The 17,895-nt window shown below is 68.6% G+C and carries 17 protein-coding genes and 1 pseudogene; 13 read left to right on the top strand and 5 right to left on the bottom strand.

Going from position 1 to position 17,895, the window contains the following annotated elements; translation table 11 throughout:
* Nucleotides 1-197 precede the first annotated feature (197 nt).
* Both FDP22_RS14795 and FDP22_RS14790 read right to left on the bottom strand, forming a co-directional pair.
* Entirely contained in the window at nucleotides 198-695 is a 498-nt protein-coding gene (locus FDP22_RS14795) for a hypothetical protein (RefSeq protein ID WP_138578243.1), read from the bottom strand.
* Entirely contained in the window at nucleotides 692-1,357 is a 666-nt protein-coding gene (locus FDP22_RS14790; RefSeq protein WP_138578241.1) for a DsbA family oxidoreductase, read from the bottom strand. Before FDP22_RS14790 ends, FDP22_RS14795 begins: the two co-directional genes overlap by 4 nt.
* 99 nt (nucleotides 1,358-1,456) lie before the next feature.
* Between FDP22_RS14790 and FDP22_RS14785 the strand changes: the two genes are divergently transcribed.
* On the top strand, nucleotides 1,457-2,086 hold the full coding sequence (locus FDP22_RS14785) for a helix-turn-helix domain-containing protein (RefSeq protein ID WP_138578239.1): 630 nt from the start codon (nucleotides 1,457-1,459) through the stop codon (nucleotides 2,084-2,086).
* A 289-nt stretch (nucleotides 2,087-2,375) separates the two neighbouring features.
* Nucleotides 2,376-4,079, top strand: a complete 1,704-nt coding sequence (locus FDP22_RS14780) for an extracellular solute-binding protein (protein ID WP_138578308.1) — start codon at nucleotides 2,376-2,378, stop codon at nucleotides 4,077-4,079.
* 235 nt (nucleotides 4,080-4,314) lie between these two features.
* Here the strand turns inward: FDP22_RS14780 and FDP22_RS14775 are convergent, their stop codons facing one another.
* Nucleotides 4,315-4,938, bottom strand: coding sequence for a LysE/ArgO family amino acid transporter (locus FDP22_RS14775; protein WP_239031790.1), 624 nt, complete (start codon nucleotides 4,936-4,938; stop codon nucleotides 4,315-4,317).
* A 300-nt stretch (nucleotides 4,939-5,238) separates the two neighbouring features.
* Nucleotides 5,239-5,970, bottom strand: coding sequence for a DUF502 domain-containing protein (locus FDP22_RS14770; RefSeq protein WP_138578237.1), 732 nt, complete (start codon nucleotides 5,968-5,970; stop codon nucleotides 5,239-5,241).
* 164 nt (nucleotides 5,971-6,134) lie between these two features.
* On the opposite strand from FDP22_RS14770, the gene nhaA reads away from it, so the two are divergent.
* Entirely contained in the window at nucleotides 6,135-7,325 is a 1,191-nt protein-coding gene (nhaA, locus tag FDP22_RS14765; protein WP_138578235.1) for a Na+/H+ antiporter NhaA, read from the top strand.
* A 404-nt stretch (nucleotides 7,326-7,729) separates the two neighbouring features.
* Here the strand turns inward: nhaA and FDP22_RS14760 are convergent, their stop codons facing one another.
* Nucleotides 7,730-8,635: a LysR family transcriptional regulator gene (locus FDP22_RS14760; protein WP_138578233.1), complete on the bottom strand. Its 906-nt coding sequence runs from the start codon at nucleotides 8,633-8,635 to the stop codon at nucleotides 7,730-7,732.
* 218 nt (nucleotides 8,636-8,853) lie between these two features.
* Here FDP22_RS14760 and FDP22_RS14755 point away from each other — a divergent pair, with 218 nt between their 5' ends.
* The 10 genes and pseudogenes from FDP22_RS14755 to obgE all read left to right on the top strand — a co-directional run bounded on the left by FDP22_RS14755 (nucleotide 8,854) and on the right by obgE (nucleotide 17,882).
* A complete protein-coding gene (locus FDP22_RS14755; protein WP_138578231.1) occupies nucleotides 8,854-10,065 on the top strand; it encodes an ABC transporter substrate-binding protein in 1,212 nt (403 codons plus the stop codon).
* 73 nt (nucleotides 10,066-10,138) lie between these two features.
* Nucleotides 10,139-10,927 carry an ABC transporter ATP-binding protein gene (locus FDP22_RS14750; RefSeq protein ID WP_205910783.1) on the top strand — a complete coding sequence of 263 codons (789 nt, stop codon included), beginning with the start codon at nucleotides 10,139-10,141 and terminating at the stop codon, nucleotides 10,925-10,927.
* Nucleotides 10,920-11,672 (top strand): ABC transporter ATP-binding protein, encoded by a 753-nt coding sequence (locus tag FDP22_RS14745; protein WP_138578229.1) that lies wholly within the window; start codon nucleotides 10,920-10,922, stop codon nucleotides 11,670-11,672. Before FDP22_RS14750 ends, FDP22_RS14745 begins: the two co-directional genes overlap by 8 nt.
* Nucleotides 11,673-11,676: 4 nt before the next feature.
* The gene (locus FDP22_RS14740; protein ID WP_138578227.1) at nucleotides 11,677-12,564 is read left to right on the top strand and encodes a branched-chain amino acid ABC transporter permease; all 888 of its coding nucleotides are present in this window, start codon (nucleotides 11,677-11,679) and stop codon (nucleotides 12,562-12,564) included.
* A gap of 1 nt (nucleotide 12,565) precedes the next feature.
* Nucleotides 12,566-13,582: a branched-chain amino acid ABC transporter permease gene (locus FDP22_RS14735; protein ID WP_239031789.1), complete on the top strand. Its 1,017-nt coding sequence runs from the start codon at nucleotides 12,566-12,568 to the stop codon at nucleotides 13,580-13,582.
* Between the two features lie 138 nt (nucleotides 13,583-13,720).
* A complete protein-coding gene (locus FDP22_RS14730; RefSeq protein WP_138578225.1) occupies nucleotides 13,721-15,310 on the top strand; it encodes a GMC family oxidoreductase in 1,590 nt (529 codons plus the stop codon).
* Nucleotides 15,311-15,519: 209 nt separating this feature from the next.
* Nucleotides 15,520-15,843, top strand: a pseudogene (rplU, locus tag FDP22_RS14725) (50S ribosomal protein L21); the annotation flags it as partial.
* 16 nt (nucleotides 15,844-15,859) lie between these two features.
* Nucleotides 15,860-16,129 (top strand): 50S ribosomal protein L27, encoded by a 270-nt coding sequence (gene rpmA, locus FDP22_RS14720; protein WP_138578221.1) that lies wholly within the window; start codon nucleotides 15,860-15,862, stop codon nucleotides 16,127-16,129.
* 159 nt (nucleotides 16,130-16,288) lie between these two features.
* Nucleotides 16,289-16,831 carry a GNAT family N-acetyltransferase gene (locus FDP22_RS14715; RefSeq protein ID WP_138578219.1) on the top strand — a complete coding sequence of 181 codons (543 nt, stop codon included), beginning with the start codon at nucleotides 16,289-16,291 and terminating at the stop codon, nucleotides 16,829-16,831.
* Nucleotides 16,832-16,847: 16 nt separating this feature from the next.
* Nucleotides 16,848-17,882 (top strand): GTPase ObgE, encoded by a 1,035-nt coding sequence (obgE, locus tag FDP22_RS14710; protein WP_138578217.1) that lies wholly within the window; start codon nucleotides 16,848-16,850, stop codon nucleotides 17,880-17,882.
* Nucleotides 17,883-17,895: the final 13 nt, after the last annotated feature.

Below are 17,895 nucleotides of genomic sequence, written 5' to 3'. Positions count from 1 at the left end.
GCCGGGCCGACGGCTGGCTGTGAGCAGGCTCGGGGTGCGGTCCATCAAGACGGCGCCCCCCGGGGTGCACCGGCCGGCAGGGCGGTCCTCCGGCCGGAGGACCGGCTCACGGGGATCAGGACGGCGCGGCAGCCGGCCGCTCTGAGCCAGCGCCCACAAAGAGAGCGGGCGTTCCTGCGGCCTTCAGCGGGCGCGGCTCAGAACAGCAGCACCGTGAGGGTGAGCAGGGAGAGGCCACCGAATTCGTAGTAGAGCAGCTGCCGGTGGTCATGGCGCAGGCTGGAGGACATGAGTTGGCGGGCCTGAAGGTCGCGCGCGGCCATCACCCGCAGTTCCCCGTCGCGGATGTTCTGGCGCATCGGCAGGGTGAGGATGAGGAACAGCCCGACCACCAGCATGAAGAAGGCGATGGTGCCGCGATGCGTGTCGGAGGCGAGCCCGAACAGCCCGGAGACCGACAGCCCGATTCCCAGCAGCATCAGCACCAGGAAGCTCAGCGGGTGGCGCACCCGCTGGTTGATCTGGCGCTCGGCCTCCTCGGGCGGCAGATCGAGGGTCACCGGCCTGCAGTTCGCGATGGGGCAGACCAGCATCCGGTAGAGCGAGGCGCAGCCCCAGAGCAGGGCGATCACGATGATCGCCCAGGAGGCCTGCGTCGCCCCGACCTTCTGAAGGACCTCGAGAAATCCGTTCACGGCACGTCCTCTGTCTCGTCTTCGTCGGAAGACATGGGCATTGCGCGCATCTGTTCAATGACCTGCGCCCATGTCTCGCTTTCCTGTGCGCCCTGGAGCACGTATTTCCCGCCGATGAGGAAGGTGGGCACGCCGGTGACGCCCATCTCGCGGGCGGTGGCGTTCTCTTTTTCAATCTCCGCGCGCTCCGTGTCGCCGGTGAGCAGGCGCAGGATGACCTCGCCGTCCATGCCCGCCTGCTCGGCGATTTCCACCAGCACGGGAAGCTCGGAAATGTCCTGGCCCTCGCGGAAGTAGCGGCGGAACAGCTGGTCGACGACCAGGGTCTGGTTGCCGGTCACGCTGGCCCAGCGGATGAGGCGGTGGCAGTTCGTGGTGTCGGGCGTGCGGGTGATGCGCTCGAATTCGAACGCGATTCCCACCTCGGCGCCGGCCTCGCGCAGGCGCCGGTTCATCGCCTCGAACTGCTCGGCGCCGAACTTCGCCGCCATGAAGGCGCGCCGGTCCGCGCCCTCGGGCGGCATGTCCGGGTTCAGGCGGAAGGGCCGCCAGCGGATGTCGAACGGATGGTCGGGGGCGGCATCCAGCGCCCGGTCGAGTTTCGCCTTGCCCAGGTAGCACCAGGGGCAGATGGGGTCGGAGATGATGTCGAGTGTGATCATGCGGGCAATCTAGCAAGCCGGGCGGCGCGATGGAATTCACATTCCGTCTCGCCATTCCGGCGCCGATCGCATAGAGGGAGGAGAATTGAGGAGGAGCGCATGGCCGATCCCCGGGAAAACAGTCTCTTGCAACTGGCGCGCGCAGGCCAGCCGCAGGCCGCGGTGGCGGAACTGCGCCTTGGCGAACGCGTGCGCGAACTGCGCCGCGAGCGCAACTGGACGCTGGAACAGGCGGCGAAACAGGCCGGCCTCGCCCGCTCCACGCTCTCCAAGATCGAGAACGAGCAGATGTCGCCCACCTTCGACGCGGTGCAGAAGCTGGCGCGGGGCCTCGGCATCTCGGTGCCGCAGCTGTTCACGCCCTCGCGCTCGGACAGGGTGCTGGCGCGCCGCGCGCTCACGCCGGCGGGGCAGGGCAAGCCGCATCCCACGCCCACCTACGAGCACCGCATGCTCGCCCCCGAGATCGCGGCGAAGAAGATGCTGCCCTATCTCGCCACCATCCGCGCCCGCTCCTTCGAGGAGTTCGACGGCTGGGTGCGCCATGACGGCGAGGAGTTCCTGTTCGTGGTCTCCGGGCGCATCCGCTTCTACTGCGAGTATTACGAGGCGGTGGAGATGGGCCCGGGCGACAGCGCCTATTACGACGCCTCCATGGGTCACAACCTGGTGTCGGTCTCCGCCCAGGATGCCGAGGTGCTCTGGGTCACCACACTCGATCCGCAATAGGCCCGGTGCGCGCTGCGCGGGGCCAAAAAAAACGCCCTCACGAGGAGGGCGTTGAGTGTTGAGGCAGGTTTCATACAGGCAAGAAACCTATCGAGCAGTGAGGAGATCATACGCAATGCCGCTCCGCGCGCCAAGTGAAAATTAACGGCGGTTGCCAAGTCCCTAAACTTGCAACGAAACTCCCGAAAACGACTGGAGCAGACCCTTGATGATTGTCCGACCTCTTCTGGCCGCGCTCCTGCTGCTGGACGCATCTGTAGCGGTTGGCGCGCCCCGGCACGCTATATCCATGTACGGAGAGCCGGCGCTGCCGGAGGGTTTCGACCATCTTCCCTATGCGAATCCCGACGCGCCGCAGGGCGGCCGGATCGTGATGGGAGAGCTTGGCGGCTTCGACAGCCTCAATCCCTTCATCCTGAAGGGCAACGCCCCCTGGGGCCTGCGCAGCCATGTGTTCGAATCGCTCATGGGCCGCAGCATCGACGAGCCCTTCACCCTCTACGGCCTGCTGGCCGCCACGATCGAGACCGACGACGCCCGGTCCTGGGTGGAATTCACCCTGCGCCCGGAGGCCCGGTTCTCCGACGGAAACCCGGTCACGGTGGCGGACGTGATGTTCTCCATGCAGGTGCTGGCGGAGAAGGGCCTGCCCGGCTTCGCCTCCTCCTGGGCGAAGGTGGCGAAGATGGAGCAGACCGGGCCGCGCTCCATCCGCTTCACCTTCTCGGAAGAGGACCGGGAGCTGCCCCTGATCCTCGGCCTGCGCCCGATCCTGGAGAAGGCGGACTGGGAGGGGCACGATTTCGCCGAGAGCTCCATGCGCAGTCCCGTGGGCAGCGGGCCCTACGTGATCGCGGACGCGAAGCCCGGCCGCTCCATCACCTTCCGCCGCAACCGCGACTATTGGGGCGATGGCCTGGGCTTCAACCGCGGCCGCAACAATCTCGACGAGATCCGCTATGATTTCTTCCGCGATTCCAACGCCCTGTTCGAGGCATTCCGCGGCGGTCTCACCTCCGTCCAGCGTGAGGGGGACGCCAGCCGCTGGCAGAACGCGTATGATTTCCCCGCGGTGCGCGACGGGCGCGTGGTGCTCTCGACCATCCCGAACGGCCGGCCCACGGGCATGCATGGCTTCGTGTTCAACACCCGCCGGGCGGTGTTCTCCGACATCCGCGTGCGCGAGGCGCTCACCCTCGCCTTCAACTTCGACTGGATCAACGCGCGCCTGCTGGACGGTGCCTTCCGGCGCATCCCGAGCTATTTCGCCAACTCCCCGCTGGGCATTGACGGCCCTGCCGGCCCGGGGGAGCGGGCGTTGCTGGGGTCCTTCGCCGAGGAGCTTCCCGCCGACATCTTCGCACCTGAGGAGCCGGAGAACGGCGACGCCGGCGGGCGGAACCGCGGCGCGCTGCGCAAGGCGCGCAAGCTGCTGGAGGAGGCCGGCTGGCACATCGGCTCCGGCGGCGTGATGGAGACCGCGGATGGCACCCCGCTGAGCTTCGAGATCATGCTGCGCGCGGCGGATGACGAGGCGGTGGCGAGCATCTATGTCGACGCGCTGAAGTCCCTGGGCATCGACGCGCGCGCTCGGCTGGTGGACGATTCGCAGTACAACGCCCGCCGCACCACCTATGACTACGACATGATGGTGAACACCTGGGCCCTGTCGCTCAGCCCCGGCAACGAACAGGAGTTCTACTGGGGCAGCGCCGGGCGCGACATGGAGGGCACGCGCAACTACATGGGCGTGGCCTCGAAGGCCGTCGACGCGCTGATCCCGGACATGCTGGCGGCGCGCAGCATGGAGGACTTCACCTCCGCGGTGCGGGCGCTGGACCGGGTGCTGACCAAGGGGCGCTATGTCATCCCGTTCTGGTACACGCCGGAATCCTGGATCGCGCATGAGGCTACGCTGCATTATCCGCAGACCACGCCGCTCTACGGGGACTGGCCGGGTTTCCTGCCCGAGGTCTGGTGGCGGGAGGAGTGAGGCCCCCGGCGCGCGCGCGTGTCCCCGGCCGTGCGCCCGGCCAGGCTCTCATCCCGGCGGCCGTACCGCGGCGGCGCGCCCGGCCAGGCTTTCACCCCGATCGCCCTACCGTGGCGTCGCGCCGGGCCAGGCGCACCCCGGGCCGCCCGTGCAGGGGCGGTTCCCCCCGGGCGCGGCAGGTCTCCCCCTGCCGGGCGGCGCACGCACCCCGGATACGCGGGCTCCGGCCTGAGGTTCAGTGGCCGAGCAGGAGCTGGGCGGCAATCGCCCACATCACCGCGCCGATGAGGATGTCGAGCACGCGCCAGCTCGCCGGCCGGCGCATCAGCGGCGCCAGCAGCCGCGCGCCATAGCCCAGCCCGAAGAAGAAGGCGAAGGAGGCCGCGGTCGCCCCCAGGCCGAAGGCCGTCTTCGCGGCGAGGCCCGTGTAGGCGGTGGAGACGGCGCCGATCAGCCCGAACGTGTCGAGATAGACATGCGGGTTGGCCCAGGTGAGCGTGAGGCAGGTGATCAGCGTGGGCCCCAGCGGCGCCGGCGGTCCGCCCCCCGCCTCCAGCACCTGCGGGTGCAGGGCGGCGCGGAAACGCAATGCGCCGTAGACCGCGAGGAACGCGGCCCCCGCCCAGCGCATCACCGCGGGCAGCAGCGGCAGCGCCTCGACCACGGCCCCGAACCCCGCCACGCCGGCGGCGATCAACACCGCGTCCGACACCGCGCAGGCCAGGCACACCTGGAACACGTGCGCGCGCAGCAGCCCCTGACGCAGCACGAAGGCATTCTGCGCCCCGATGGCGAGGATGAGCGACCCCCCGGTGAGGAACCCGCTCAGCCCCGCGGCCAGCAGCAGCGCGCTGGTCATGGCCGGCCTGGCGCGGGGCGAGGGAACGGGTGGAACAAGGGCATGGACCGTCTCCGGCGGCAGGACGTGGACAGGGCCGGCAGGGCGTGCCGGGAGAAACGCAGGCGGGCGGCCGGATCGGCCCGGCAGGGCCTCACCCCGCGCGCCCCGCCTGACGGAGCGCACGGGGCGCGGGCAGCCCTGGTGCCGCTCCGGGAGCGAAGCGCACCCGCGACCGCAGGGGAGGCGGAGGTCGCGCGGCCGGGGACCCGGCAGCAGCGCATGTGTGCGGACGGCGGCACGGGGAAAAGGGCCCGCCCGTCAGCCGGCGGAGAGGGTGGAGCCGGAGGCCGCCCGGGCGGAGGCGGGCGTGCGGCGCCCGGCCTGGATCTCCGCGGCGCTCGGCGGCATCACCAGGCCGGCGGAGATGATCAGCTTCGCGGCGGCCTCGATGTCCATGTCCAGCAGCACCACCTCGGAGCGCGGCACGAACAGCAGGAAGCCCGAGGTGGGGTTGGGCGTGGTGGGCAGGAAGATGCTCAGCATGTCCGGCACCCCGGCGCGGGCGGGGATCTCGCCGCGCGTCTCCGTGGAGATGAAGGCGACGGACCACATGCCCTGGCGCGGGTACTCAACCAGGCAGGCCTGCTTGAAGCTCTGCTCGGACTGGCTGAAGATCGTCTCCACGATCTGCTTCACCGCGTTGTAGACCGAGCGCACGATGGGCATCCTGTCCACCACGCTCTCGCCCAGCCGCACGAGCTGCCGGCCGAACAGGTTCTTGGTGAAGGTGCCCACCACCGCGGTGAACAGCACGAAGATCACCACGCCGAAGCCGGGGATGTCCACCTCGAGATAGGTGGAGGGGTTGTAACGTGACGGCACCCAGGGCACGACCTGATCGTCGATGAAGGTCACCACGGTCCAGATCAGGTAGGCGGTGAGCACCACCGGCGCCACGATGACCAGTCCGGTGAGGAAGTTGCCCCGCAGCCGGGCGAAAAATCCCGGCCTGCGTGTGCCCTGTGCTGCCCGCGCCCGCTTCCTGGCCATAGTGCTCCTTTGTCGCGCCTGCGCGAGAAAACCCTGTCTGTGCTCTAGTTAAGCCGCGCTGCGGCCGGCTGCAACGGGTCAGGCGACATCTGGTCGCGCTTGGTTTACAATTTCCCTCGCTTAGATCGGAGCCATGTCTGACATTTTCGAGAGAAGGAGTAGAAATGGCATCCAGGGTTTTCGGGGTTCCGGCCGAACTGGCAGGGGGACTGGTTCTGGCCGCGGCGGCTGTACTGGGTGTTCTCGCGAAGAATATAGGACTGACTGCGCCATATTATGATCTTCTCCTTGGGGCACAGACCACCGTTGGCGTGGGCTCCGCGGAGATTTCGAAGCCGCTCCTGCTTTGGATCAACGATGGTCTGATGGCCGTCTTCTTCCTCGTCGTCGCGCTGGAGATCAAGCGTGAGGTCAAGCGCGGCGCGCTGAGCACCTGGGGGCGCGCGGCCCTGCCGGTTTATTCGGCAGTCGGCGGCATGGTGGCGCCGGCGCTGGTGTTCGCGGGGATCGTGGGGATCAACTCGGCGCAGATCTCGGGCTGGGCGATTCCCGCCGCAACCGACATCGCCTTCGCGCTCGGCGTGCTGTCGCTGTTCGGAAACCGGGTGCCGCCGGCGCTGAAGACCTTCCTTCTTGCGCTGGCCGTGGTGGACGATCTCGGCGCCATCGTGATCATCGCGCTGTTCTACACGGCGAAGCTCTCCCTGGCCGCGCTGGTGATCGCCTTCGTGGTGCTGGCCGCGCTCACGGCGATGAACCTCCTGGGGGTGAAGAAGGGCGCGCCCTATATTCTGCTGGGCATCGTGCTCTGGGTGGCGGTGCTGAAGTCCGGCGTGCATGCCACGCTGGCGGGTGTGGCGCTCGGCTTCACCATTCCGCTGGAGGCGGACCGCAGGGGCCGCTCCATGGCCGAGGATTACGAGCATGCGTTGCACCCGTGGAGTTCGTTCTTCATCATGCCGATGTTCGCCTTCGCAAATGCCGGCGTGGCGCTCGGCGAGCTGAAGATCTCCGACCTGTTGCAGCCGGTGCCGCTGGGCATCGCGCTCGGCCTGTTCATCGGCAAGCAGGTGGGCGTGTTCGGCACGGCCTTCCTCGTCACCAAGCTGGGGCTGGCGGTGAAGCCGCAGTCCATCACCTGGACGAAGCTCTACGCCGCCTCGATGCTGGCGGGCATCGGCTTCACCATGTCGCTGTTCATCGGCAGCCTGGCTTACGGAGACCCGGCGCTGGAGAACTTCGTGCGGCTGGGGGTGATCGCGGGCTCGCTGACCTCGGGCATCCTCGGCGCGATCGTGCTGAGCATGACGCCGGCGCCCAAGCCGCTCGAATACTCCGAATCCGGCGCGGGCTGAACCGCGGCGGCGCCCCCGCCGCAGGGGCGGGACGATCGGGAGAGGGCCGGCCGCCGGAAGGGGGCCGGCCCTTTCGTGTTCCGCTGCCCGCGGTCGGCGCGCTCTCCCGCCCGGGCCGTCGTGGGGGCGCTGAGACTTGTGCCGTGCTGCAGATGAACTGCGAGCGATGCGGGCGCATCGGACCAATGCGGGCGCAGCGGAGGATGCGGGCGCGGCAGGGGATTCGGGTGCGACGGGGGATGCGAGCGTGGCGCAAGACGGGGCCGTCGCGGGGGATGCGGCCGTGGCGAAGGTTGCGCCGGGGCCGGCGCAGGGGGGGAAGCGCCGTGTGGCGTCCCCCGGGCCACAGGGTGTGAGCGGGGCGATGGGGGATGTGTCGGGCCGCCGCGGGGGGCCTCCGGCGACTACAGGTGGTCGGCCATGAACCAGCCGCGCGCCCGGGCGGTCTCCTCCAGCAGGAACTCGGTGAGGCTGCCCACGCGGGTGTTCAGCACGGTCTCGGAATGGCGGATCAGCCAGTAGGAGCGGGTGAGGAACAGCCGCCCCGGCAGCACCGGCACCAGCTCCGGGTGCGGTGCCGCGATGTAATGGGGCAGCACGCACAGCCCCATCCCCGAGAGCGTGTAGCTGAGCTGCGCCTGGATGGAGGAATTCTGGTAACGCGCGCGCAGGCCGGGCAGGATCTCGTTGAGGTAGTTCAGCCCCGGGGTGAACACCATGTCCTCGATATAGCCGCAGAAATGGTGGGCGCGCAGGTCCGCCGGATCCTCCACGCCGGGGTGGCGGTCCAGATAGTCGCGCGCGCCGTAGACGAACAGCCGGTAATCCCCCATCGGCTCGGAGACGTAATGCGGCGCCTTCTGCGGGGAGAGGGCCACGGCCACGTCCGCCTCGCGGCGCGAGAGCGACAGGATCTGCTGGATGGTCACCACCTCTACCGAAAGATTCGGATAGCGGTTGCCGAAGACGGGCAGGCGGGCGGCGAGGAAGAAGTTCCCGAACCCTTCCAGCGTGCTGAGCCGCACCACGCCGGTGAGCGACGAGCCGCCGGGCATGAGGTCGGACTGCATCTCCTCCGCCTCGCGCTCCATGCGGCTCACGCGCTCGGCCAGCCGCTCGCCCTGGGCGGTGAGCACGTAGCCGCGCGGGTTGCGTTCGAACAGCCGCGCCCCCAGCCGCTGCTCCAGCCGATCGATGTGGCGCGACACCGTGGCATGGCTGGAGCGCAGCCGCCGCGCCGCGGAGGACAGCTGCCCGGAGCGCGCCACCGCGATGAAGAATTGCAGGTCTTCCCAGGGCAGACGGGCCATCGCGCGATCCTCTGTTCAGAAATGAACATGTTCTGTTCGCCATTATATGTTTTTCGGACGAAGCTGCGAGTGCTAGGTTGAATTTCAACGAGATACGGCCCCGGTTGCGGATCCCCGCAGGGAGAGGCCCAAGAACAAGCATGACCCGCCCACGGCGCCGCGAAATGATCGCGCCGGGGCAGGCAAGACATATCCATGCATTCTGGGAGGAAAAAAGCATGACCATCCGACGTGTAGGCGCATATGCCGTACTGGCCGTCAGCACCGCTCTTGCGGGGGCGGCACAGGCGCAGGTATCGGACGATGTCGTCAAGATCGGCATCCTGAACGACCAGTCCGGTGTCTATGCCGATTTCGGCGGGCTGTCGTCCTACGAGGCCGCGAAGATGGCCGTCGAGGATTTCGGCGGCATGGTGCTCGACAAGCCGGTCGAGCTGGTGACCGCCGATCACCAGAACAAGGCGGACGTCGCCTCCAACATCGCCCGGCAGTGGTATGACGTCGACCAGGTCGACGCTATCATGGAGCTCACCACCTCCTCGGTGGCGCTGGCGGTGCAGGGCCTCTCGGCCGAGAAGAACAAGATCACCATCACCACCGGTGCGGCCACCACCACGCTCACCGGCGAGCAGTGCACGCCCCTCGGCTTCCACTGGGTCTACGACACCCATGCGCTGGCCGTGGGCACCGGCGGCGCGCTGGTGGAGCAGGGCGGCGACACCTGGTTCTTCCTCACCGCCGATTACGCCTTCGGCTATTCGCTGGAAGACCAGACCTCGACCTTCGTGAAGGAGAAGGGCGGGCAGATCCTCGGCTCCGTCCGCCACCCGCTGGCCACGAACGACTATTCCTCCTTCCTGCTGCAGGCCCAGGCCTCCGGCGCGAAGGTGATCGGCCTCGCGAATGCCGGGCTCGACACGGCGAATGCCATCAAGCAGGCCTCCGAATTCGGCATCGTGCAGGGCGGCCAGCGCCTGGCGGCGCTGCTCTTCACCCTCGCCGAAGTGCACGGGCTCGGCCTGGAGGCCGCCCAGGGGCTGACCCTCACCGAGGGCTTCTACTGGGACCGCACGGACGAGAGCCGCGAATGGTCCAAGCGCTTCTATGACCGCACCGGCAAGATGCCGAACATGATCCATGCCGGCACCTACTCGGCCGTGATGCAGTATCTCAAGGCGGTCAAGGAAGCGGGCACCGACGAGACCGACGCCGTGGCGGCCAAGCTGCACGAGATGCCGGTGAACGACATCTTCGCCAAGAACGGCAAGGTCGGCGCCAACGGCCGCATGATCTACGACATGTACCTGATGGAAGTGAAGAAGCCGACCGACAGCCAGGGCCCCTGGGACTATTACAACGTCCTGGCGACCATCCCCGGCGACGAGGCCTTCATCGCGCCCGCCGACAGCGGCTGCCCGCTGGTCCAGTGACCCTGCGCGCGGCGGGGGCAGAGGCCCTCGCCGCGACCCTTCCCCTTCCCGGAAGAAAGGACGAGGCAAACACGTGTCCGTCGCCCCCGCATCCACCGCTCCCCTGACCGACGCGCAGGTCGTGCTGTCCTGCCGGTCGCTGCGCCGCGATTTCGGCGGCTTCACCGCGGTCAACAACGTCGACCTCGACGTGCGCCACGCGCAGATCCACGCGCTGATCGGCCCGAACGGCGCCGGCAAGACCACCGTTTTCAACCTGCTCACCAAGTTCCTCCAGCCCACCAGCGGCACCGTCACCCTGCTGGGGGAGGACATCACGAAGACCGACCCGGCCCGCGTGGCGCGCATGGGGCTGGTGCGCTCCTTCCAGATTTCCGCGGTTTTCCCGCATCTCAGCGTGCTCGACAACGTGCGCGTGGCGCTGCAGCGGCCCGGCGGGCTGGCAACGCAGTTCTGGCGGCCGCTCACCTCGCTCAACGCGCTGAACGCGAAGGCGGCGGAGCTGCTGGAGAGCGTGGGCCTGGGCGGGGATCTCGCCACCGTGGCCGCGGACCTCTCCTACGGGCGCAAGCGCGTGCTCGAGATCGCCACCACGCTGGCGCTGGAGCCGAAGGTGCTGCTGCTCGACGAGCCGATGGCCGGCATGGGGCAGGAGGATGTGACCGTGATCGCCGACCTGATCCGCGAAGTGGCCCGCAGCCGCGCCGTGCTGATGGTCGAGCACAATCTCTCCGTCGTCGCCGACCTGTGCCACGAGGTCACCGTGCTCCAGCGCGGCGAGATCCTCGCCGCCGGCGACTATGCCACCGTGAGCCGCGACCCGCAGGTACGTGTGGCCTACATGGGAACCGAGCATGACTGACACCACACTCGCCCGCCCCGCCGCGGCCGGGCCCGCCGCCGGCCCCGAGACCCTGCTCGCCCTCACCGACCTGCACGCCTGGTACGGCGAGAGCCACGTGCTGCACGGGGTGAACATGGAGGTGCGCGCCGGCGAGACCGTCACCCTGCTGGGGCGCAACGGCGTGGGCAAGACCACGACGCTGCGCGCCATCGTCGGCCTCCTGCGCAAGCGCACCGGCACCATCACCTTCCGCGGCGAGGACATGACGAAGCTGCCCCTGCACCAGGCGGCGCGGCGCGGCATCGGCTATGTCCCCGAGGAGCGCGGCATCTTCGCCACGCTCTCGGTGGAGGAGAACCTCTACCTGCCCCCCGTGGTGGCGGAGGGGGGGATGCCGGTCGACGAGATCTTCCAGCTCTTCCCCAACCTCAGGGAGCGGCGCAACTCGCCGGGCACCAAGCTCTCGGGCGGCGAGCAGCAGATGCTCGCCATGGCCCGCATCCTGCGCACCGGCACCTCGATCATGCTGCTCGACGAGCCCACGGAGGGCCTCGCGCCGGTGATCATCCAGCGCATCGGCGAGGTGCTCTCCACCCTGCGCGCGCGGGGGATGACCATCCTGCTGGTGGAGCAGAACTTCCGCTTCGCGAGCAAGCTCGCGGACCGGTTCTACGTGATGGAGCACGGCCAGATCACCCACGGCTTCCCCGTGGCGGAGCTGCCCGCGCAGATGGACATGCTGCACGACGTGCTGGGGGTGTGACGCAATGATCATGATATTCGGCATCCCGGTTCAGGCGCTGCTCGGCCAGCTGCTGATCGGGCTCATCAACGGCTCGTTCTACGCCATCCTCTCGCTCGGGCTCGCCATCATCTTCGGCCTCCTGCGGGTGATCAACTTCGCCCATGGCGCGCAGTACATGCTGGGCGCCTTCGTGGGCTACCTGATGCTTCAGCATCTGGGCATCGGCTACTGGCCGGCGCTCATCCTGGTGCCGCTGGTGGTGGGGCTCTCGGGCGCGGTGGTGGAGCGGTTTGCGCTGCGCCGCCTCTATGAGCTCGACCACCTCTACGGCCTGCTGTTCACCTTCGGCCTCGCGCTGCTGATCGAGGGCACCTTCCGGTATTTCTACGGCTCCTCCGGCCAGCCCTATGCCACGCCGGCGGCGCTGTCGGGCGGCAACAACCTCGGGTTCATGTACCTGCCGAACTACCGCGGCTGGGTGGTGGTGATCTCCTTCATCGTGTGCATCGCGGTCTGGGCGCTGATCGAGAAGACCAAGCTCGGCGCCTACCTGCGCGCGGCCACCGAGAACCCCAGGCTGGTGCAGGCCTTCGGCGTGAACGTGCCGCTGCTGCTCACCCTCACCTATGCCATCGGGGCGGGGCTCGCGGGCTTTGCCGGCGTGCTCGCAGCCCCGATCTACCAGGTGAGCCCGCTGATGGGCTCCAACCTCATCATCGTGGTCTTCGCCGTGGTGGTGGTGGGCGGCATGGGCTCGATCATGGGCGCCATCGTCACCGGCTACCTGCTGGGGCTGATGGAGGGGCTCACCAAGGTGTTCTACCCCGAGGCCTCGAACATCGTGATCTTCGTGATCATGGCCATCGTGCTGCTCATCCGGCCCGCGGGCCTGTTCGGAAAGGAGGCGTGAGATGACCGATCTCTCCGAAATGTCCCGCGGCGCGCACACGAAGCCCGCGCGGGTGCCGCGCGCCGGGGGCGGCGTGGCCCCGGCCCAGCTCGCGGTCGTCCTCGCGGGGGTGGCGCTGCTGTGCGTGGCGCCCTTCCTGCTCTATCCGGTCTTCGTGATGAAGATCCTGTGCTTCGCGCTCTTCGCCGCGGCGTTCAACCTGCTGCTGGGCTATACGGGGCTCCTCTCCTTCGGCCATGCGGCCTTCTTCGGGGGCGCGGCCTATTTCACCGCCCATGCGGTGAAGGTCTGGGGCCTGCCGCCGGAACTGGGCGTGCTGCTCGGCGTGGCCGGCGCCGCGGTGCTGGGGCTGGTGATGGGGGCCTTCGCCATCCGCCGCCAGGGCATCTACTTCGCGATGATCACGCTCGCGCTGTCGCAGATGTTCTTCTTCTTCTGCGTGCAATCCTCCTTCACCCACGGCGAGGACGGTATCCAGGGCGTGCCGCGCGGCCACCTGCTGGGCTTCATCGACCTCGAGCAGTCGCTCAACATGTACTACTTCGTGCTGGTGATGTTCGTGGTGGGGGTGTTCTGCGGCTGGCGCATCGTGAATTCGCCCTTCGGCAACATCCTGAAGTCGATCCGCGAGAACGAGCCGCGTGCCATCTCGCTCGGCTACTCGGTGCAGCGCTACAAGCTCGCCGCGTTCGTGATGTCCGCGGCGCTGGCCGGGCTCGCCGGATCGCTCAAGGCGCTGGTGTTCCAGTTCGCCACCCTCACCGACGTGGGCTGGCAGATGTCGGGCGAGGTGATCCTGATGACCCTGCTCGGCGGAATCGGCACGCTGCTCGGCCCGATCATCGGCGGCGGGCTGGTGGTGGCGCTGCAGAACTACCTCGCCACCTCCGACGTTCCGGTGAACATCGTGACGGGTGCGGTGTTCATGATCTGCGTGCTGGTGTTCCGGCGCGGCATCGTGGGGGAGATCTACGCCTCGCGCATCGGCCGGGCGCTCGGGCTCACCCACCGGCACTAGTCACACGTGCGGCAGGGCCTCCGCGTGCCCTGCCGCCGACAGGCGCAGCGGGGCGCGGGCCGGTGACGGCCCGCCGCCCGCATCGCGCCGCCCGGCTGCGGGACAGGCCCGCCGCCACCCTTCCTGACGGGACCTGACATGGACAGTTTCGACTACATCATCGTGGGCGCCGGCACTGCCGGCTGCGCCCTGGCCAACCGTCTCTCCGCGCAGCCCGGCACCTCCGTCGCGCTGCTGGAGGCGGGCACGCGCGACACCTATCCATGGATCCACATTCCCATCGGCTACCTTTACTGCATCGGCAACCCGCGCACGGACTGGTGCTTCGAGACCGAGGCGGAACCGGGCCTGAACGGCCGCCGCCTGGGCTACCCGCGCGGAAAGGTGCTGGGCGGCTGCTCCTCGATCAACGGCATGATCTACATGCGCGGCCAGGCGCGCGACTATGACACCTGGGCCCAGATGGGCTGCACCGGCTGGGGCTGGGACGACGTGCTGCCGCTGTTCCGCAAGTCCGAGGACCATTTCCTGGGTGCGGACGAGATGCACGGGGCAGGGGGCGAATGGCGGGTGGAGATGGCCCGCGTGCGCTGGAAGATCCTCGACATCTTCCAGGAGGCCGCCGAACAGGCCGGCATCCCGCGCACCGAGGATTTCAACCGCGGCACCAACGAGGGCTCGGGCTATTTCCAGGTGAACCAGCGTTCCGGCGTCCGCTGGAACACGTCCAAGGCCTTCCTGCGCCCGGCGAAGGGGCGCACCAACCTCGACGTGCGCACCGAGGCGCAGGTGATGCGCCTGATCGTGGAGGAGGGCCGGGTGACCGGGGTGGAATACACCCGCGCCGGCCGGGTGGAGCAGGTGCGCGCCCGGCGCGAGGTCGTGCTCTGCGCGGGCGCCATCGGCTCGCCACAGATCCTGGAGCTTTCGGGCATCGGGCGGGCCGACGTGCTGCGCGCGGCCGGCATCACCCCGGTGCTGGAGCGCGAGGCCGTGGGCGAGAACCTGCAGGACCACCTGCAGCTGCGCTGTGCCTACAAGGTGCATGGCATTCCCACGCTGAACGAGAAGGCCAGCCGGATGACCGGCAAGGCCTCCATCGGGCTGGAATACCTGCTGCGCCGCGCGGGGCCGATGGCGATGGCGCCGAGCCAGCTCGGCGTCTTCACCCGCTCCGACGAGACCCGCGAGACCCCGAACCTGCAGTACCATGTCCAGCCGCTGAGCTTGGAGAAGTTCGGCGAGGGGGTGCACCCGTTCCCCGCCTTCACCGCGAGCGTGTGCAACCTCAACCCCGACAGCCGCGGCACCGTGCACATCCGCTCCACCGACTTCCGCGCCAAGCCCGCCATCGCGCCCAATTACCTCGCCACGGAGAGTGACCGCCACGTGGCCGCGGATGCCATCCGCCTCACCCGGCGCATCGTGGCCCAGCCGGCGCTGAAGCCCTACCGGCCGGAGGAGTTCAAGCCCGGGCCCGCCTTCGAGACCGAGGAGGAGCTGGTGCGCGCGGCCGGCGAGATCGGCACCACCATCTTCCATCCCGCCGGCACCTGCCGTATGGGAGCGGACGAGGGCTCGGTGGTCGACCCCGCGCTGCGCTTCCGCGGCCTCGGCGGCCTGCGCATCGCCGATGCCTCCGTGATGCCGCGCATCACCTCGGGGAACACCAATTCCCCCACGCTGATGATCGCGGAGAAGGCGGCCGCGCTCATTCTGGCCGATTGAGGCCCCGGAAGCGCCGCGCAGGCGCGCCAGGAGCCCATGCAAGGCTTGACAAGCGGCGCCCGATCAACGAATTACCCCAACTCCACCCGGAGTCTCCGGGATGGCTACATGGTGAATCGCCCCGGGAGGGGCGCGCAGTTCCAGGCGGCGACAGCCCGAATGCCGGTGAAAGCCGGAGCCGAAGAACGCGGTCAGACGAGGATAACGCGATGTTCGCGGTCATCAAGACGGGCGGCAAGCAGTACAAGGTTGCTGCCGACGACGTGTTCACGGTGGAAAAGCTGGCTGGCGAAGCCGGTGACACCATCGAATTCACGGAAATTCTCATGGTCGGCGCCGAAGACGGCGTGACCGTCGGTGCGCCCTTCATCGAAGGCGCCATCGTGAAGGCCGAAGTGGTCGAGCAGACCCGCGGCCCGAAAGTGATCAGCTTCAAGAAGCGTCGCCGGAAGCACAGCTCCGCGACGAAGAAGGGCCATCGCCAGCAGCTGACGATGATCCGCGTGACGGACATCGCCACCGGCGCGGCAAACTGAGGAGACCCGAGACATGGCACATAAAAAAGCAGGCGGCAGCTCCCGCAACGGTCGCGACTCCGCTGGTCGCCGCCTCGGCGTGAAGAAGTACGGCGGCGAAGCCGTGATCCCTGGCAACATCCTGGTCCGCCAGCGCGGCACCAAGTGGTACCCGGGTGCCGGTGTCGGCATGGGCAAGGATCACACGATCTTCGCCACCGAAGTCGGCTCCGTGGAGTTCCGCAAGGGCTTCAAGGGCCGGACCTTCATTTCCGTGATCCCGGCAGCCGAGGCCGCTGAATAAGGTCGACGCCTCGCAGGATACCTGAGATCCGGGAGGGGATCGGCGCATCGCCGGTCCCCTCCATTCGTTTCGACGGGTCCTGCCCGCCTCCCGGAGCGGATCGTCCGGAACCGGCCCGAACCGGCGCGAGACCGGGGGCCACAGGGGGAAGAGAAGCCCATGAACGAAGTACTGACCCGGAACATCCTGCGCACCGAGCGCATGGCGCTGCGGCCCGTCCGGCCATCGGACGCGGGCCTGATGCGGCTCTATGCCGGCGACGCGCGGCTGGCGCGGATGACCACCTCGATCCCGCATCCCTATCCGCCGGGCGCCGCGGAGGCGTTCATTTCCGGCGTGCTCTCGGGCAAGTCCCGCGAGATGGTGCGGGTGCTCGATGCCACGCCCTCGGAGGGGGCGGAGCTGATCGGCGTGATCTCGGCGCGCTGGCAGGCGGATGGCGCGGTGGAAATCGGCTACTGGGTCGGACCGCCGTTCTGGAACACCGGCTATGCCTCGGAGGCGGTGCCGGCCCTGGTCGACCACCTGCGCGCGATGGGCGAGACCCGTTTCGTCGCATCCGTCTTCCAGGACAACCCGGTTTCCGCCCGGGTCATCACCAAGGCCGGCTTCGCCTACCGGGGCGAGAGCGAGGCCTATTCCGTGGCGCGTGACGGGCGCGTGGCCACATGGACATATACCCTCACGGAGGCCGGGGGCTGAGCCGCCGGGACAACAGATGAAATTCCTGGATCTCGCCAAGGTCACCATCCGCTCGGGCAGCGGCGGCAACGGCTGCATCAGCTTCCGCCGTGAGAAATTCGTCGAATACGGCGGCCCGGACGGCGGAGACGGCGGTCGCGGCGGCGATGTCTGGGTGGAGACGGTGGACGGGCTGAACACGCTCATCGACTATCGCTACCAGCAGCATTTCTTCGCCAAGAACGGCCGCTCCGGCGCCGGCCGCGGCATGACCGGCGGCGCGGGCGACGACATCGTGCTGCGCGTGCCCGTGGGCACCGAGATCTTCGACGAGGACGAAGAGACCCTCCTCGCCGACCTCACCGAGGTGGGCCAGCGCGTGCGCCTCGCGCGCGGCGGCAACGGCGGCTGGGGCAACCTGCAGTTCAAGACCTCCACCAACCAGGCCCCGCGCCGCGCCAACCCCGGCCAGCCGGGCGTGGAACGCATGGTGCTGCTGCGGCTGAAGCTGATCGCGGATTCCGGGCTGGTGGGCCTGCCGAATGCCGGGAAGTCGACCTTCCTCGCCGCGACCTCGAACGCGAAGCCCAAGATCGCCGATTACCCGTTCACCACCCTGCACCCGAACCTCGGCGTCGTGGGCGTGGACAACCATGAATTCGTGATGGCCGACATTCCCGGCCTCATCGAGGGCGCGCATGAGGGCAAGGGGCTGGGCGACCAGTTCCTGGGCCATATCGAGCGCTGCGCGGTGCTGCTGCACCTCGTGGACGGCGCCGCGCCGAGTTTCATCGAGGATTTCCACACCATCCGCGCCGAGCTGTCCGAATACGGCGCCGGGCTGGACGAGAAGCCGATCATCACCGCGCTGAACAAGTGCGACGCGCTGCCGGAGGAGGATGTGGAGACGGCGATCGCCATGCTCGAGGAAGCCTCCGGCGAGACGGTCTACCGCCTGTCGGCCGCCGCCGGGCAGGGCACCACCGAGGTGCTGCGCGCCATCCGCGCCGAGATCCTCGCCGCCCGGGCCCGGGAGAACGCCCCCGAGGAGGACGAGGCATGGAAGCCCTGAGCACCGCCGGCCT

Origin of the sequence: Paroceanicella profunda, from assembly GCF_005887635.2 — a bacterium.
Taxonomy (GTDB): domain Bacteria; phylum Pseudomonadota; class Alphaproteobacteria; order Rhodobacterales; family Rhodobacteraceae; genus Paroceanicella; species Paroceanicella profunda.
The sequence above is the reverse complement of the archived record's forward strand: the minus strand, read 5'-3'. Positions and strand labels throughout refer to the sequence as shown.

Excerpts from the sequence above, each read along its gene's own strand:
- obgE (WP_138578217.1), top strand. The coding sequence starts at position 16,848 with ATGAAATTCCTGGATCTCGCCAAGGTCACCATCCGCTCGGGCAGCGGC.
- FDP22_RS14745 (WP_138578229.1), top strand. The coding sequence starts at position 10,920 with ATGACTGACACCACACTCGCCCGCCCCGCCGCGGCCGGGCCCGCCGCC.
- FDP22_RS14735 (WP_239031789.1), top strand. The coding sequence starts at position 12,566 with ATGACCGATCTCTCCGAAATGTCCCGCGGCGCGCACACGAAGCCCGCG.
- FDP22_RS14790 (WP_138578241.1), bottom strand. The coding sequence starts at position 1,357 with ATGATCACACTCGACATCATCTCCGACCCCATCTGCCCCTGGTGCTAC.
- FDP22_RS14755 (WP_138578231.1), top strand. The coding sequence starts at position 8,854 with ATGACCATCCGACGTGTAGGCGCATATGCCGTACTGGCCGTCAGCACC.
- FDP22_RS14730 (WP_138578225.1), top strand. The coding sequence starts at position 13,721 with ATGGACAGTTTCGACTACATCATCGTGGGCGCCGGCACTGCCGGCTGC.
- FDP22_RS14740 (WP_138578227.1), top strand. The coding sequence starts at position 11,677 with ATGATCATGATATTCGGCATCCCGGTTCAGGCGCTGCTCGGCCAGCTG.
- FDP22_RS14780 (WP_138578308.1), top strand. The coding sequence starts at position 2,376 with ATGTACGGAGAGCCGGCGCTGCCGGAGGGTTTCGACCATCTTCCCTAT.
- FDP22_RS14775 (WP_239031790.1), bottom strand. The coding sequence starts at position 4,938 with ATGACCAGCGCGCTGCTGCTGGCCGCGGGGCTGAGCGGGTTCCTCACC.
- FDP22_RS14770 (WP_138578237.1), bottom strand. The coding sequence starts at position 5,970 with ATGGCCAGGAAGCGGGCGCGGGCAGCACAGGGCACACGCAGGCCGGGA.
- nhaA (WP_138578235.1), top strand. The coding sequence starts at position 6,135 with ATGGCATCCAGGGTTTTCGGGGTTCCGGCCGAACTGGCAGGGGGACTG.
- FDP22_RS14715 (WP_138578219.1), top strand. The coding sequence starts at position 16,289 with ATGAACGAAGTACTGACCCGGAACATCCTGCGCACCGAGCGCATGGCG.
- FDP22_RS14760 (WP_138578233.1), bottom strand. The coding sequence starts at position 8,635 with ATGGCCCGTCTGCCCTGGGAAGACCTGCAATTCTTCATCGCGGTGGCG.
- FDP22_RS14785 (WP_138578239.1), top strand. The coding sequence starts at position 1,457 with ATGGCCGATCCCCGGGAAAACAGTCTCTTGCAACTGGCGCGCGCAGGC.
- rpmA (WP_138578221.1), top strand. The coding sequence starts at position 15,860 with ATGGCACATAAAAAAGCAGGCGGCAGCTCCCGCAACGGTCGCGACTCC.